Consider the following 15,684-nt stretch of genomic DNA (forward strand, 5'->3'; position numbering starts at 1 on the left):
GCCATGGCGGAAACTCCCGGTCCTGCCGGATCGGTCAGGTGATGCGCTCGGAAACGATATGGTGGAGGGCGCCGTCGAACATCGTCATGAGACGAGCGACGACGGGCGCGCCCTCCGCGCGAATCGGCGACGCCTCGGCCTCGCGAACCGCCTCGGGCGAGGCATAGTCGATCTCCTGCAGGAGGACGATCGGCGGGCTGCCGGGATCGGCCCGGCGCGGGCGATAGACCCGCACCGCGAGGGCGCCGGGCATGCGCCGCCAGACCGGCAGCAGTTCGGACTCGACGATGGCGAAGAACTCGTCCTCCCGCCCGGTATGGATTCGACCGGTGAAGATGGCGCTGCGCGTCTCCATGTCCTGTCCTCGTTATAATATCATGGCCTCGCTCGCTCAGGCCTCAGAAGTGCAGGTGGACCTTGATGGCGCGCCGCCGGTCGGCTGCCAGCTCGAACGCCTCGCCGAGACGGCTCATCGGCATCTCGGCCGAGAGCACGGGCGTCACGTCGACAAGATCGGCCACCAGCCATTCGACGGCGGTCTGGAACTCGGAGGCGAAGCGGAAGGCGCCGACGAAGTCGATCTCGCGGGCCATCAGCTTGTTGGCGGGAACGGGAATGTCGCCGGGCGGCATCATGCCGAGCTGTACGACGCGCCCGCCGGGCCGCACCACGTCGAAGAGCGAGGCCAGCGCCTGCGGCGAGCCGGTGGCTTCCAGCGCCACGTCGAAAAAGCCCTTGTCGGCGCCGAAAGCCGCAAGCTTCTCCGGCGACGTCGCGACGTTGATCGCCTCGTCGACGCCGGCCTGCCGGGCCAGCGCCAGCGGCTCGTCGATGAGATCGGTGATGGCCACGAAGCTCGCGCCGGCGCGCCGTGCGGCCAGCGCGAGAAGCAGGCCGATCGGCCCCGCGCCCGCGATCAGGACCTTCTTGCCGACGAGATCGCCGGCGCGCCGGATGCCGTGGATCGCCACCGACAGCGGCTCGGCGAGCGCGGCCCTTGCGAACGGCATGTTGGCGGGCACCACGACGGCCTGGTCCGCCCGGCAGACGAGATGCTCCGAAAAGCCACCCTGCACATGAGGATAGATGGCGGCCGAGCCGAAGAAGCGCATGTTGCGGCAGAGGTTGGAGCGCCCTGCCCGGCAATAGTCGCAGTGGAGACATGGGCGGCTCGGATTGACCGCGACGCGCTGGCCCACCGCGAGGTTCGAGACGCCCTCGCCAAGGGCTTCGATCTCGCCCGAGATTTCGTGGCCGAGAACCAGCGGCTCGCGCAGCGCGAAGTCGCCGACGCGCCCTTTGCCCCAGTAGGACAGATCGGACCCGCAGATGCCGCCGGCGCCGAAGCGCACCACGACCTCGCCCGGCGCCGGGCGAGGGGTTTCGCGCTCGTCGAGACGCAGGTCCTTGGCGGCGTGGATGACGGCTGCCTTCATCGAAACTCTCCTCGCACCACGACCCATCCGGGAATCAGGCGCCATGATACCGATAACACCATTCGACACTAAAGAGCCCGGACGATCCTCGCAAGCCGTACGTCAGCCGGTCCAGCCGGCGCCGTGGGCATTGACGTAGATCGCGTAGAGCGAGGTCTGCGCGGTGATGTAGAGGCGGTTGCGCCGGGGCCCGCCGAAGCAGAGATTCGCAACCATTTCGGGGATCGGGATCGAGCCGATATGGGTGCCGTCCGGCGCGTAGACGCAGACCGCGTTGGCGTTCGAGGCCCAGACGTTGCCCTCGCGGTCGCAGCGGAACCCGTCGAAGAAGCCGTTCGGCGAGCGCGCGAAGGTCCGCCCCTCGCCCGGCCGCCCGTCGGCGCCGATTGGATAGACCCGGATCACGGGATCGTGGCTCTCGTCATGGGTCTTGCCGGTGTCGGAGACGTAGAGAAGGCGCTCGTCCGGCGAGAAGCAGAGCCCGTTCGGCCGCAGCATGTCGGTGACCACCGCCGTCAGCGCACCGCTTTCGGGATCCAGACGGTAGACGTCGCAGGAGGCGAGCTCCGGCGTGGCCTGATGGCCCTCATAGTGCGAGTCGATGCCGTAGGTCGGGTCGGTGAACCAGATCGAGCCATCGGAATGCGCGACGACGTCGTTGGGCGAGTTCAGGCGCTTGTCGCCGACATGCGAGACGAGGGCGCGCCAGACGCCGTCATGGTCGAGGCGGGAGATCTGCCGTCCGCCGTGCTCGCAGGCGATGACGCGGCCTTGCGCGTCCAGCGTATGGCCGTTGTGGAAGCCGCATGGGGCTTCGAAGACGCCGACCGAACCGTCGCACTCGTCGAGGCGCATCACCCGGTCGTTCGGGATGTCGGACCAGAGCAGCGACTTGGCGGCCGGCATGTAGACGGGGCCCTCCACCCAGCGACCGCCGGTCCAGAGCGTGTCGAGCCGGGCATGGCCGATCATGAGGCGGGAAAAACGCGGGTCATGGACGATGAAGGGGGCGGACATGGCGGCTCAATCCGTCGGCAGGGCGTAATCGTCGGCGCGAAACACGGTGTGGAAGATGTCGCCCTCGTACATTTCCAGAAGCCCCTTGGTTACCTCGCGCGACCGGGTGCGCATATCGGAGGCGAGCGCGTCCTCGATCGCGGCCTTCGAGGGGTAGCGGACCTGCAGAACCATCTCGAAATGGGGATCCTCGACGTCGGCCTCCTCCTGGCGGAGCACCCGCACCTCCTCGGCGCCGGGAAACCTCGTCCAGAGCGGCACGAGCTTTTCGCGAACATAGGCCGTGAACTCGGCCTCGCGGCCCGGCTTGGCGCGGCCGCGGAAGAAGGCGCAGCGGATATACATGGGCGGCGATCCGATCTGGAGACAGGGAAGACGAGGCCGGCGGCGCATCGCCGTCGGCCGATTGCGGGGCGTCGGTTACTTGCCCCAGATCTTGCGATAGGCGTCGCGATACCCGTTGTCGGGATCGAAGACGTTCTTCGGCCCGCCGTCGAACTCGACATTGTCGGCGGTGACGAGATGGACGCTCGGAACGTAGCCCGACCAGGGCTGCTTGGAGAACGCGCGATTCAGCTCGTCGATGACCTGCCAGCCCTGCATGGCCAGTGGCTCCGGCACGGTGGCGGCCTGGAAATCCTTGGCTCGGATGCGCTGGAAGGCCGATTCGGAGCCGTCACCGGCCGAGATGTTCTGCGGTGCGCTGGCCGAATCGAGACCGGCCGCCGAGAGCGCGGGCGGCATGAAGTCGTAGTAGAGGTCGTTGATCGCCAGGGAATGCGTCCAGGCCGATCCGTTGTTCTGGAGGAGCGTCGTCGTCAGCTGCGGAACGCGGGTCGAGACGTCGGCGAGCGGGGTGTCCTGGAAGTCGAGCACCTTGCAGCCCGCGCATTTCTTGATGACTTCCTCCATCGCCCGGCCCTTGGCGATCGCCATGGCGTAGGTGGAGTCGGCGAAGATCACGACGCCGGCCTTGCCATCGGAATCGGCGATCGCCTTCATCGCGGCGACGCGGGCGACCTCCATCGAGTCGGTGTTGACGTTGGCGAAGACCGGCGTTCCCGCCTGCGGTCCCGGCACCGGACCGGTGTGCCAGCCGACGATGGTGATGCCCTCGGCCGCCGCGCCCTCGAGCGCCGCCTTCTGCTCGACGGCGTCGGAGCCGCTGACGACGATCGCGTCGGGCTTCAGGGCGATGGCCTGCGACAGGGCGGTCGCCTGTCCGGATACGGTGCCCTGCCCGTCGATCTCGCGATAGTCCCAGCCGATGACGCCGGCCGCTTCCTTGACGCCGGTGGCGACGCCGAGAATGCCGCCGTTGCGCATGTCGCCGGCAACATAGACGATCGACTTGGCGCCGACCGCCTTCGGGCCGGTGGTGGGGCCCTCCCATTTGTCGGCGCGGCTCGTCGCCTTGGCGACGACGGCCTTGGCCTCGTCGACGAGGGCGTCGGCCCGCGCCGCGGACAGACCCGTACCGAGCAGCGCGAGGCTTGCGGCGGTCATCAGGAGCGTTCGTTTCAGCATGCCGTGGTTCCTCCGGTTGGGACGGGTTCAGGCGCCCGTCTTGGGTGCGGCCGCCGCGCTCGCGCCGCGACGGCGCTGGGCGTAGGCGGCGATGCCGATCGCGACGAGCAGCGTCGCGCCGTTGAAGAGGGGCTCCACGAAGAAGGAGCCGCCGAACTGCTGGATGCCGGAAATGCCGACCGCGAGGATCACGACGCCGATCACCGTGCCCCAGACGTTGACCCGGCCCGGCTTGATCGTGGTCGAGCCGAGAAAGGCGCCCACCAGCGCGGGCAGGAGATATTCGAGACCGACGCTCGCCTGCCCGATGCGCAGCTTCGAGGCGAGCAGCACGCCGGTGAGCGCCGTCAGCAGGCCGGAAGCGACGAAGGTGGCGATGGTGAAGCGGCGCACGGGAATGCCGTTCAGCGCCGCCGCCTTCGGGTTCGAGCCGATGGCGTAGAGGTAGCGGCCGACCGGGGTGTATTCGAGGACGATCCACAAGACGAAGGCCAGCGCCAGAACGTAGAAGCCGCCGATCGGAAGCCCGAGGATCGTGGTGCCGTTGAGGGCGAGGAACCCCGGCGGCAGCGGTGCCACGACCTGCCGGCCGCCCGTGTACCAGAGCGCGAGGGCATAGAGGATCGTGCCGGTGCCGAGCGTGGCGATGAAGCTGTCGATCTGCGCCACCTCGACGAGGAGGCCGTTGAGGAAGCCGACGAACGCACCGAGCAGGAGCACGATCAGCACCGCCACCGGCCAGGGAATGCCGAAGGCCGTCTGCAGCGAGATCGCCAGGATGTGCCAGAGCACGATGCCGTAGCCCACCGTCAGGTCGATTTTGCCGGCCGTCATCGGCAGCATGGCGGCGAGCGCCAGCAGCGCGATGATCGACTTGTCGGAGACGATCGAGCGCAGGTTCAGCATCGTCGGGAAGGTGCGCGGAAGCAGGATGGCAAAGAGGCAGATCAGCGCCAGCGTCAGGATCGGCAGGCCGTAGACCGGCAGCAGCCGCAGCGCCGCCTGGCCTCGGGACAGGCCGCGCAGGTCCGAGCGCGTCGGCTCCAGCGCGGTCGACTTGATCGAGTTCATGAAGGCCCTCCCAGACCGTTGCCCATCTCGGGCCTTCAAACCTGTCTAACGTCCCGTCAGGCCGCCTCGGCCGCGCTCGCGGCCGCGATCACCCGTTCGGTGGTCACCTCGTCGCCCGACAGCTCCGCGATGATGGCCCCGCGGTTGAACACCAACGCCCGGTGACAGAGCGTCGCGACCTCCTCGAAATCCGTGGAGATGACGAGAACGGCGAGCCCGGCGGCCACCGCCGCCTCCACCAGCCGGTAGATTTCGGCCTTGGCGCCGACATCGACGCCGGCGGTGGGATCCTCGAGGATGAGCAGCCGGCGGCCGGTGTCGAGCCATCGCCCGACCACGACCTTCTGCTGGTTGCCGCCCGACAGGCCCTCGATCGCCAGATCCGGATCGTTTGGCCGCAGCCCGACCCGGGCGCCGAGTTCGCGCGCCATCTCGCGTTCGCGAGACCGCGAGCGCAGCGAGAAGAGCGGGATGGCCCGCGCCGCCGGGTTGAGGAAAGCGTTCTCGCGGATCGAGAGCGAGGGCGCGATCGACTCTTCGGTGCGCTCGCGCGCCACCAGGCCGACCCCGGCACCGAGCGCGGCGCGCGGCGACGACAGGTCGGGCACGGCGCCGTCGATCTCGACGCGCCCGGCGTGAGGAAGCGCGCCGAACAGCGAGCGCCCCACCGCCTCCTGCCCGGCGCCGCGCAGCCCAACGAGGCCGAGGATCTCGCCGGTGCAGATGTCGAAATCCACCGGCCCGGCGCCGCCGGCGATGAGCCCCCGCACGGTGACGCGCGGCACGGGATGCGCGGCGGCCGGCGTCTTCTCGAAGGCCCGGAGCGCGCCGGTACCGACGATCATCTCGACGAGATCTCCCGCATTCGTCTCCGCCACCGGGCGCACGCCGACGAGCGCCCCGTCGCGCAGGACCACGACCCGGTCGGCGATGCGAAAGATCTCGTCGAGCCGGTGCGAGACGTAGATGATGCCGACGCCCTCGTCGCGCAGACGACGGACCGCGGCGAGGAGCTTCTCCACCTCGTCGGCGGGAAGGCTGGCGGTCGGCTCGTCGAGCACGAGGAATTCGCAGCGGGTCGCCAGCGAGCGGGCGATGGCGACGAGCGACTTCTCGGTGCGCGACAGCGACGAGACGCGGCGATCGGGCTCGAAGTCGCAGCCGAGCCGGGCCAGCGCCTCGGCCGCCACGCGCTCGCAGGCCCCCCAGTCGACCAGCCCGCGCTTACCGCCACCACGCCGGGGATAACCGTTGGCGAGCGCGACGTTCTCGGCGATCGTCATCCAGTCCACGAGGCCGAGGTCCTGGTGGACGAAGGCGACCTTGGTGCGCGCGCCGGCCGAGCGGTTGGGCTCGTGAACGTAAGGCTCGCCGTCTATCGAGATGCCGCCCTCGTCGGGCTTGTGAATGCCCCCGAGGATCTTAATGAGCGTCGACTTGCCGGCTCCGTTCTCGCCCAAGAGCGCGACGACCTCGCCGGAGTGCACGCTGAAGCCGACGCCCTTCAGCGCTTGCGTGCCGCCGAACCGCTTCTGCAGGTTGGTGAAGATCAGATCTGTCACAGAAGCCTCCCGACACCTGCTGATTGTGAGATGGTATCGGTATCATCACGGCGCGTCAAATGCGCGACCACTCATTTTGGAAGGGTCGTCACGCGGCAGGCTTGCAGGTTTTCCATCGCGACGCGAGGGGACGGGCGACATGAACCCTCGGGTTTCCGCCGGGCGCGTCAGTGGATGCGATGGTCCAGCGTTCGGCGAAGCTCCAGCTCGGGAAATTTCGCGTCGATCTGACGCAGCTCCGTCGCGACTTCCGAAGCGATCCAGTCGCGCACCGCCGCGACCGCGGGGCGCAGCGGCCGGGCACGCGAGCGCACGAGCTGGCAGGGCCGGCCGGTCACCATGATGCGCGAGGTGGCGGGCACGAGCGCGTCGACGCAGAGCCAGTGGGCGACGACGCTGAGCCAGCCGAGCGCCACCCCCTGCCCGAGCAGCGCCGCCTGCACCACGATCGCGTAGTCCGAGAAGGCCAGCGAGTGCGAGGGCGGGCGCTCGGAGGGAAACGAGAAGAGGCCCGACCAGTCCGGCTGCGCCTTGCTGAGGTTGATGATCGTCTCGACATCGGGCTGGAACCCTTCCGAGGAGGGCGAGCGGCGATAGCCGGGACTGCAGATCGGCAGCAGGATCTCGGGCGCGAGGTCGGTCACGTCGTGGCCCTCGGTGAAGCCGCCGAAGCGCATGCCGAGATCGACGTCGTCCACCGGCCCACCGAGCGGCCCCGGCAGGAGCTGGAAGCGCAGGTCCACCGTCGGCAGGTCGGCCTGGAACCGCTGAAGGCGCGGCATCAGCCAATGCGTCGTGAAGGCGGTGGAGACCGAGAGCGTCACGCTTTCGGAGCCCGAGCGCCGCGCCTCGATCGCCAGGAGCGCCTGCTCGATCCCGGCGAAGCTCTTGGCGATGCCCTCGAAGAGGATGGCCCCGTCGTCGGTCAGCCGGTTGCCGGTGGGCAGGCGGTGGATCAGCCGGACGCCGAGATGCTCCTCCAGCCGCGCGATCATGCGGCTGACGGCGGGCGGCGTCACGCTCAGCTCCTTTGCGGCCTGCGCGAAATTGCCGAGGCGCGCGGCCGTCTCGAAGGCGAAGAGGGCATTCATCGAGGGAACGAGGCGTCGCAGCGTCATTACACGATGTAATGCCATGCGGCACAATTTTGCAATTGCGGAACTGCCGTTGATTTGGTCAACTTCTCTCAAGGGATCGCAAGCAATTCATTTTGCTGATCTTTCCCAAACGATGCTGCGCTCCGACCGCCTCGTCATGGTGCCTTGCAGCAAAACCCATGCGGCAGAGCGAAAACCTGCCGTCATGCGCGATCCGGGGGAATGGCTGGGAATGCAGATGCGCGAGAAGGTCGGGGTCGAGATCGCCGGGGCGACGAAGCGCTACGGGAAGTACGACGTCCTCTCCGATGTCTCGCTTTCCGTCGCGCCCGGCGAGTTCGTCTCGCTGCTCGGCCCGTCGGGTTCCGGCAAGTCGACGCTTCTCGGCATTCTCGGCGGGTTCGTCGCGCCGACCGCCGGCTCGGTGCATATCGGCGGACAGGACGTCACCTTCGCGCCGCCGCACAAGCGCGACATCGGCGTCGTCTTTCAGAACTACGCGCTCTTCCCGCATCTGACGGTGGGCGAGAACGTCGCCTTTCCACTGCGCGCCCGGCGCCAGCCGAAGGCCGACTGGCCGGCGAAGGTGCGCGACGCGCTGGCGATGGTGGAACTCTCCGGCTACGAGGACCGGCGCATCTCCGCCATGTCCGGCGGCCAGCGCCAGCGCGTGGCTCTGGCCCGCGCCATCGTCTTCGAGCCCCGCCTCATTCTCATGGACGAGCCGCTCTCGGCGCTCGACAAGCAGCTGCGCGAGACGATGCAGATCGAGCTGCGCGAACTCCACGAGAAGCTCGGCTCCACCACGATTTACGTGACGCACGACCAGCGCGAGGCGCTGACGATGAGCGACCGCGTTGCGATCCTGAAAGACGGACGCCTCGTGCAGATCGACGCGCCGCAGCGCCTGCACGATCACCCGGCCGACGCCTTCGTCGCCGGCTTCATCGGCGAGGCGACGCTGATCCCCGCCACCCGCATCGACGCATCGAGCGTCGAAGTCGCCGGCGCCGTGATCCGCACCGCGCGGGCTATCCCCCAGACGGGCACCATCCTTCTCGCCGTCCACACCGAGAAGCTGCTCGTCGACGACGGGTCGCGGGCGGATGCCAACCGGCTCCACGGCACGGTGAGAAGCGTCGTCTACCAGGGCGAGAGCCTGCGCGTCCTCGTCGATCTCGGCGGCGGCCATGTCGTGAGCCTGCGCCAGCCCAGCCACCATCACGGCCGCGCCGCGATCCCCGAACCCGGCCGCCCCATCGCCCTCACCCTTCATCCCGAGGACGCGATCGTCGTCCCCGAGGCCCGCGCCTGACGGCGCCGTCATCCTCACGTGCAGAAAGGCTCGATCCCCATGGCATTCGAACGGTTCAAGGTTCTCACCTTCGACGTCGTCGGCACCCTCATCGATTTCGAGAAGGGCGTCCTCGACAGCGTGCGACAACTCAACCCGGACGCCGGCACGGCCCTTTCCGACGACGACATCTTCAAGCCCTACGTCGAAGGGCGCGACCTCTTCCCCGGCCGCTCCAGCCAGGCGATGGCGGATGTCTACCGGCATCTGGCGGGCAAGCTCGGCCTCGACGCGCGCGACGAGGTGGCCGCCGCCTTTCAGGCCCGCATCCTCCAGCATCCGGCCTTTCCCGACGCGATCGAGGCGCTGAAGCGCCTGCGCACCCGCTTCCGGCTGGTGGCGATGACCAATGCCGACCGCATGACCTATACGAGCTACGCCCACACGCTCGACAACCCGTTCCACGACAGCGTGACGGCCGACGAGACCGGAGTGGCCAAGCCCAACGCCCGCTTCTTCTCGTTCAACGAGGGGCGCCAATCGGCCTTCGGCTACAAGAAGGAGGAGATCCTCCACGTCGCGCAGAGCCAGCACCACGACATCGGCGTCGCCCGCGAGCTCGGCTACACCGTCTGCTGGATCGAGCGCCGGCAGGGACAGGTCGGCTTCGGCGGCTCGCCCGATCCCAAGACCGTGACGAAGCCGGACTTCCACTTCGCGACGCTGGCGCAGCTCGCCGACGCCGTCGAGGCCGATGCCGTCGGCGCCTTCGCCCGCCGGGCGGCCTGACGATGGGCCGCGCCGCCGCTCCCACCTTCCCGATGCCCGGCGCGGCCTCGCTTTGGGCCGAGACGGCGCTGCCGCTGGACGGCGCCGGACCGCTGATCGGCGACGCAGAGGCGGACGTGGTGATCGTCGGCGCCGGCTATACCGGTCTCTCTGCAGCCCGGCGCTTCGCGGAGCGGGGCTTGCGACCGATCGTGATCGATGCCAGCACGGTCGGCTGGGGGGCGAGCGGGCGCAATGGCGGCGTCGTCTCCACCAAGTACCGCGTGTCGATGCCGGCGGTGGCGCGCTCGCACGGGCTGGAGACGGCGCGGCGCATGTACCGCATCGGCCACGAGGCGGTGGACGCGGTGGAGGAGACGGTGGAGACCCTCGCCATCGAGGGCGCCGACCTTCAGATCTGCGGCAACCTTCGCTGCGCCCATAATGGCGTGGCGCTCGCTGCGCTGACCGCCGAGGCCGCCGTCATGCGCGACAGCTTCGGCGACACCGCGATCCGCATCCTGGATGCCACTGACACCGCCGCCGAAACGGGATCGCGCGATTTCGTCGGCGGCGTGCTGACGCCCCATTCCGGGCTGATCCATCCGCTGAACTACGCCCGCGGCATGGCGCGGGCGCTTCTCGCGCGCGGCGTCGCCGTCCACGGGCAGACCCCGGCGCTGCGGCTGCGCCCCGAGGGTGCGGGCGTCGTGGTGGAGACCCCGACCGGGCGCATCCGCGCGCCGCGCGTCGTCCTGGCGACGAACGGCTATTCCGACCTGACGCTGGCGACGCAGGGCGTTCGCCGCACGCTCATCCCCTTCCGCAGCGCCATGGTGGCGAGCGAACCCCTGCTCCCCGCGGTCCGCGCCACGCTGATGCGCGAACGCCGCTCCTACAGCGAGACGCGGCGGATGATGCGCTGGTTTCGCCCGCACGGCGACCGGATGATCTTCGGCGGGCGCGGCGCCTTCGGCAAGTCCGACAGCGGCGCGGCCTTCGCCGCGCTGGAGCGGGCGCTGCGCCAGCTCTTTCCCCAGCTCGAGGGCGCCGCGATCACCCATCGCTGGTCCGGCCTCGTGGCGATGACGCTGGCGAGCGTGCCCCATGTCGGGCGGCTCGACGAGCGCGTTTCCTATGCGCTGGGCTACAACGGCACCGGCATCGCCATGGCGACGCTGATGGGCCGCCACGTCGCCGACGTCGCGCTCGGCGAGGCGCCCGATCTCGCGCTGATGAACGCGCCGACGCTGCGCACCGTGCCCTTCTACGCCGTCCGCGAGCCCGCCGTGCGGGTGGTCGCGGGCTGGTACCAGTTCCTCGACGCCGCCGGGCGCTGAGGCGAGACGGCCGACCATCAACCCTCGCCGGGGCCCGTCCCCGCGCGCATCCCGGAGACCAAAGAAATGCATCGAATCCATCGCATGCTCGCCCTCGGCTCCATGCTGGGCCTTGGCCTCGGCGGGGCGCTTCCGGCCTCGGCCGCCGGGCAGATCACCTTCGTCTCGCAGGGCGGCGCCTATCAGGAGGCCCAGACGAAGGCGATCCTCGATCCCGCCGCCAAGGAACTCGGCATCACCATCAACCAGGACAGCGCCCCCGACGCCTGGCCGATGATCAAGACGCAGGGCGAGACGAAGCAGCCGATCTGGGACGTCGTCGACACGCCGCCGGCCAATTGCGTGCGCGGCGGCAAGGAGGGTCTGATCGAGACGCTCGACTTCTCGAAGATCCCGAACGCGGCCTCGATGCCGGCGGCCTACAAGACGCCCTACTCCGTCGCCTACGAGTTCTATTCGAGCGTTCTGGCCTACAACAAGGCCACTCTGGGTGACAAGGTCCCGCAAAGCTGGGCCGACTTCTGGAACGTCGAGGCGTTTCCGGGCACCCGCGCGCTGCGCAACCATCCCCATGCGACGCTCGAGGCCGCGCTCATCGCCGACGGCGTGAAGCCCGCCGACCTCTACCCGCTCGACGTCGAGCGCGCCTTCAGGAAGCTTGCCGAGATCAAGCCGTTCGTCACGGTCTGGTGGACCTCGGGCGGCCAGTCCGCGCAGCTTCTCCACGATGGCGAGGCCGACATGATCATGGCCTGGAACGGGCGCGTCAGCGCCGTGATGAAGGACAGCGACGACATCGGCTTCACCTTCAACGAAGGCCTGCTGCAGAGCACCCATCTCTGCATCCTGAAGAACGCGCCGAACCTCGCCACCGCCACCACCTTCCTCAACGCCGCCATCTCGCCACCGCTGCAGGCCAACCTGCCGATGGAGATCGACTACGGCCCGGGCAACCCCGCCGCCTTCGATGTCGGCACGATCCCGGCCGAGCGCGCCGCCGAACTGCCGAGCGCGCCCGCCAATGCCGCCAAGCAGGCGCTGCTGTCGGACGAATGGTGGGCTTCGCCCGAGGGCGTCGCCGCCGAGGCGCGCTGGCTGACCTTCATGCAGTAGACGAGAAACCGGGGCGCCCGTGCGATCCGCGCGGGCGCCCTCTCGCCGATCCCCCGCCTTTTTCGTGCCCGAGGAGACCGCCCATGCCGGCCGCCGACGCCACCCTCGCCCGGCGCTTCGAGCGACGCGAGCACCTGACGATGGCGCTTCTCGCCTCGCCGGCCTTCCTCGTGGTCTTCGTGCTGCTCGTGCTGCCGCTCGGCTGGCTCTTCGCCCAGTCCTTCCTCGACGAGACCGGCCTTTCGCTCGTCCACTACCGTCGGATCTTCACCGACCCCGTCTACTTCAACACGTTCTGGCTGACCTTCCGCATCGCCGGCATCGTGACGCTGGCCACCATCCTCATCGGCTACCCCGTCGCCTATGCCGCGACGATGACGAGCGGGCGCACCCGTGCGCTCATCCTGGCGCTGGTGATCGTGCCGTTCTGGACGAGCGTCCTGGTACGCGCCTATGCCTGGCTGATCCTGCTGCAGCGCTCGGGGCTGGTGAACTCGACGCTGCGCGATCTCGGGCTGATCGACCGGCCGCTGGCGCTCGTCCACAACGAGCTCGGCACGATCATCGCCACGATCCACATCCTCCTGCCCTTCATGATCCTGCCGCTGCAGGCGACGATGGCCAAGATCCCGCGCGACCTCATCACCGCCGGGGCGAGCCTCGGCGGCACGCCGTTCCACGTCTTCCGCCGGGTGTTCCTGCCGTTGTCGCTGCCGGGCCTGCTGGCGGGCTCGACGCTCGTCTTCGTCCTGTGCCTGGGCTTCTACATCACGCCCGAGCTGATGGGCGGCGGCAAGACGATCATGGTGTCCATGGTGGTCTCGCGCAACATCGAGCTCTACCAGGCCTGGGGCGCGGCGAGCGCCGTCAGCGTCGTGCTGCTGGCCATCGTCGCCGCGATCTTCTTCGCCGTCAGCCGCGTCCTTCCCCTCGATCGGGTTCTGTCCTCGTCATGACCTCCTCGATTGCCTCCCGTCTCGCGCTCGGTGCCGTCGTCGCCTTCGCGCTGCTCTTCCTCATCATCCCCGTCCTCATCATCATCCCGATGTCCTTCTCGGACGCGCGCTTCCTGTCGTTTCCGCCCAAAGCCCTGTCGTTTCGCTGGTACGAGAGTTTCTTCGCCAGCGCCGCCTGGATGAGCGCGGCCCGCGTCAGCTTCACCGTGGGGCTCCTCGCCACCCTTCTCGCCACGCCGATCGGCGTCGCGGCGGCCTATGCGATCACCCATTCGCCGCTGCGCATCATGCGGGTGCTGCGACTCATGCTGATGCTGCCCCTGATGATCCCGATCATCATCGTCGCCATCGGCGTCTTCCTCATCTATGCGCAGACCGGGCTTCTCTCCTCCATTCCCGGCCTCGTCCTCGCCGACACGATGCTCGGCATTCCCTTCGTCGTCCTCGCCGTCACCGCCGGCCTGCAGAGCTTCGACCACTCGCAGGAGATGGTCGCCCGCTCGCTCGGCATGAACCGGTTCCGCGCCTTCATGAGCGTGACCCTGCCGCAGATCCGGCCGAGCGTCGTGTCGGGCGCGATCTTCGTGTTCATCTCCTCGATCGACGAGACGGTGGTGGCGCTCTTCATCTCCGGCGGCGAGACGCAGACGCTGACGAAGCGCATGTTCACGGCGCTGCGCGACGAGATCGACCCGACGATCGCGGCGATCTCGACCCTCCTGACGCTCACCTCCTTCGCGCTCATTCTCGCGGTCGGTGCTCTCCAGAAGCGGGCGCCCCGGTGAGCGGCGAGCCGGTCGACTATCTCATCCTCGGCGGCGGCTCGGCGGGCTGCGTGCTCGCCGCGCGCCTGTCGGAAGACCCCACGCTCCGCGTCGTCCTCGTCGAGGCCGGGCGCGACCTGACGCAAGCCTCGATGCCGCCGGCGATCCGCTCGCGCTATCCCGGCCGCGCCTATCTCGACACCGCCAACATCTGGAGCCGCCTGACGGCGCGCATGGGCGCACCCGCCGGCAACCGCGACGAGCGCCAGCCGCGGCGCTACGAGCAGGCCCGCATCCTCGGCGGCGGCTCGGCGATCAACGCCCTCATGGCCAATCGCGGCGCGCCCGCCGACTACGACGAATGGGAAGCGCTCGGCGCCGCCGGCTGGGGCTGGACGGACTGCCTGCCCTTCTTCCGCAAGCTCGAAAGCGATCGCGACTTCGCCGGCCCGCTGCACGGAACCGACGGGCCGATCCTCGTGCGCCGCGCGCCCGAGGCGCGGCTCTCGCCCTTCGTGCGCGCGGCGCGGCTGGCGATCGAGACCGCCGGCCAGCCCAGGCGCACCGACCAGAACGGCGAGTGGGAGGACGGCACCTTTCCCGGCGCGATCGGCGCCAGCGATGCGGGCGAGCGCATCCCGACCTCGATCGCCTACCTGACGCCGCAGGTGCGCGCCCGCCCGAACCTCACCGTGCGCACCGGGCTTCTGGCCGAAGCGATCCTCTTCGACGGCCCCCGCGCCACCGGAGCGCGCCTGTCGCCGCTGGCGGGCGGGCCGGCGGAGACGATCCGGGCCCGCGAGATCGTCGTTTCCTCCGGCGCCATCCACACGCCCGCGCTGCTCCTGCGCTCCGGCATCGGCACGGGCGCCGCGCTCCAGACCCACGGCATCGCAGTGGTCGCGGACCGGCCGGGCGTCGGGCGCAACCTGATGGAGCATCCCTCGATCGCGGTCTCGGCCTTCCTCACCCGCAAGGGGCGCACGCCGCATCCCGACGAGCATCACGAGCAGGCGGTCTGGCGATTTTCCTCGAAGCTGCCCGGCACCCCGCAGGGCGACATGCACGGCGCGATCCTGTCGCGCTCGGGCTGGCATTCGGTGGGCTACCGGCTCGGCACGATCTTCTTCTGGGTCAACAAGTCCTATTCGCGTGGCGAGCTGACCCTCGCCTCGCCCGATCCACGCGCCGAGCCGGACGTTGACTTCCGCATGCTGTCGGACCGGCGCGACCTCGACCGGCTGAAGCTCGCCCTGCGCCTCGGGGCCGGCGTGCTGCGCGACCCCGCGATGGCGACGGTCTGCGACGCCGCCTTTCCGACCAGTTACTCGCCGCGCGTCGCCAAGGTCGCCGTGCCCGGCCTTGCCAACGCCGCACAGCGCGGCGCGCTCAGCGCCCTTCTCGACATGGCCGGCCCGCTGCGCCCGACGCTCCTCCATGGCCTCGTGACGCGGGGCCTGACGCTCGACGGGCTTCTCGCCGACGACGAGGCGCTCACCCAATTCGTGACCTCCTCGGTCGGCGGCACCTGGCACCCGTCGGGCACCTGCCGCATGGGCCGGACGGACGACCGGCTGGCGGTCACGGACCCGCAGGGGCGCGTCCACGGCGTCGAGGGGCTTCGCGTCTGTGACGCCTCCCTCATGCCCTCGATCCCCTGCGCCAACACCAACATCCCGACGATCATGATCGCCGAGCGCATCGCCGACGCGATCCACAGCGAGGGGCGCGGGGCCTGA

15 protein-coding genes are annotated in these 15,684 nt (G+C 69.4%); 7 read left to right on the forward strand and 8 right to left on the reverse strand.

The window, feature by feature from the left end:
- Positions 1-34 precede the first annotated feature (34 nt).
- From AUL33_RS06020 to AUL33_RS06055, 8 genes are all read right to left on the reverse strand, one after another.
- Entirely contained in the window at positions 35-355 is a 321-nt protein-coding gene (locus tag AUL33_RS06020) for a hypothetical protein (protein WP_062205157.1), read from the reverse strand.
- Between the two features lie 43 nt (positions 356-398).
- Complete coding sequence (locus AUL33_RS06025) at positions 399-1,436, reverse strand: L-idonate 5-dehydrogenase (RefSeq protein ID WP_062205161.1); 1,038 nt, start codon at positions 1,434-1,436, stop codon at positions 399-401.
- Positions 1,437-1,538: 102 nt separating this feature from the next.
- A complete protein-coding gene (locus AUL33_RS06030) occupies positions 1,539-2,453 on the reverse strand; it encodes an SMP-30/gluconolactonase/LRE family protein (RefSeq protein WP_062205164.1) in 915 nt (304 codons plus the stop codon).
- Positions 2,454-2,459: 6 nt separating this feature from the next.
- Positions 2,460-2,798 carry a hypothetical protein gene (locus AUL33_RS06035; protein ID WP_062205167.1) on the reverse strand — a complete coding sequence of 113 codons (339 nt, stop codon included), beginning with the start codon at positions 2,796-2,798 and terminating at the stop codon, positions 2,460-2,462.
- 75 nt (positions 2,799-2,873) lie between these two features.
- Positions 2,874-3,980 carry a substrate-binding domain-containing protein gene (locus AUL33_RS06040; RefSeq protein ID WP_062205170.1) on the reverse strand — a complete coding sequence of 369 codons (1,107 nt, stop codon included), beginning with the start codon at positions 3,978-3,980 and terminating at the stop codon, positions 2,874-2,876.
- Positions 3,981-4,007: 27 nt separating this feature from the next.
- Positions 4,008-5,051 carry an ABC transporter permease gene (locus tag AUL33_RS06045; protein WP_062205173.1) on the reverse strand — a complete coding sequence of 348 codons (1,044 nt, stop codon included), beginning with the start codon at positions 5,049-5,051 and terminating at the stop codon, positions 4,008-4,010.
- 56 nt (positions 5,052-5,107) lie between these two features.
- Positions 5,108-6,613, reverse strand: coding sequence for a sugar ABC transporter ATP-binding protein (locus tag AUL33_RS06050; protein ID WP_062205178.1), 1,506 nt, complete (start codon positions 6,611-6,613; stop codon positions 5,108-5,110).
- A 167-nt stretch (positions 6,614-6,780) separates the two neighbouring features.
- Positions 6,781-7,749, reverse strand: a complete 969-nt coding sequence (locus tag AUL33_RS06055; protein ID WP_244492021.1) for a LysR family transcriptional regulator — start codon at positions 7,747-7,749, stop codon at positions 6,781-6,783.
- A gap of 166 nt (positions 7,750-7,915) precedes the next feature.
- Between AUL33_RS06055 and AUL33_RS06060 the strand changes: the two genes are divergently transcribed.
- The 7 genes from AUL33_RS06060 (at position 7,916) to AUL33_RS06090 (ending at position 15,684) form a co-directional block, all read left to right on the forward strand.
- Positions 7,916-9,025, forward strand: coding sequence for an ABC transporter ATP-binding protein (locus AUL33_RS06060; protein WP_244492023.1), 1,110 nt, complete (start codon positions 7,916-7,918; stop codon positions 9,023-9,025).
- Between the two features lie 39 nt (positions 9,026-9,064).
- Positions 9,065-9,793, forward strand: a complete 729-nt coding sequence (locus AUL33_RS06065; RefSeq protein ID WP_062205183.1) for an HAD-IA family hydrolase — start codon at positions 9,065-9,067, stop codon at positions 9,791-9,793.
- Positions 9,794-9,795: 2 nt separating this feature from the next.
- Complete coding sequence (locus tag AUL33_RS06070; protein ID WP_062205187.1) at positions 9,796-11,112, forward strand: FAD-binding oxidoreductase; 1,317 nt, start codon at positions 9,796-9,798, stop codon at positions 11,110-11,112.
- Between the two features lie 84 nt (positions 11,113-11,196).
- A complete protein-coding gene (locus AUL33_RS06075) occupies positions 11,197-12,225 on the forward strand; it encodes an ABC transporter substrate-binding protein (protein ID WP_202815293.1) in 1,029 nt (342 codons plus the stop codon).
- An 83-nt stretch (positions 12,226-12,308) separates the two neighbouring features.
- Positions 12,309-13,181, forward strand: coding sequence for an ABC transporter permease (locus tag AUL33_RS06080; protein WP_062205193.1), 873 nt, complete (start codon positions 12,309-12,311; stop codon positions 13,179-13,181).
- Entirely contained in the window at positions 13,178-13,966 is a 789-nt protein-coding gene (locus AUL33_RS06085; protein ID WP_062205196.1) for an ABC transporter permease, read from the forward strand. The genes AUL33_RS06080 and AUL33_RS06085 overlap by 4 nt, the downstream gene beginning before the upstream one ends.
- Positions 13,963-15,684 (forward strand): GMC family oxidoreductase, encoded by a 1,722-nt coding sequence (locus tag AUL33_RS06090; RefSeq protein WP_062205199.1) that lies wholly within the window; start codon positions 13,963-13,965, stop codon positions 15,682-15,684. Before AUL33_RS06085 ends, AUL33_RS06090 begins: the two co-directional genes overlap by 4 nt.

Source organism: Aureimonas sp. AU12, assembly GCF_001463705.1.
Classification (GTDB): Bacteria; Pseudomonadota; Alphaproteobacteria; order Rhizobiales; family Rhizobiaceae; genus Aureimonas.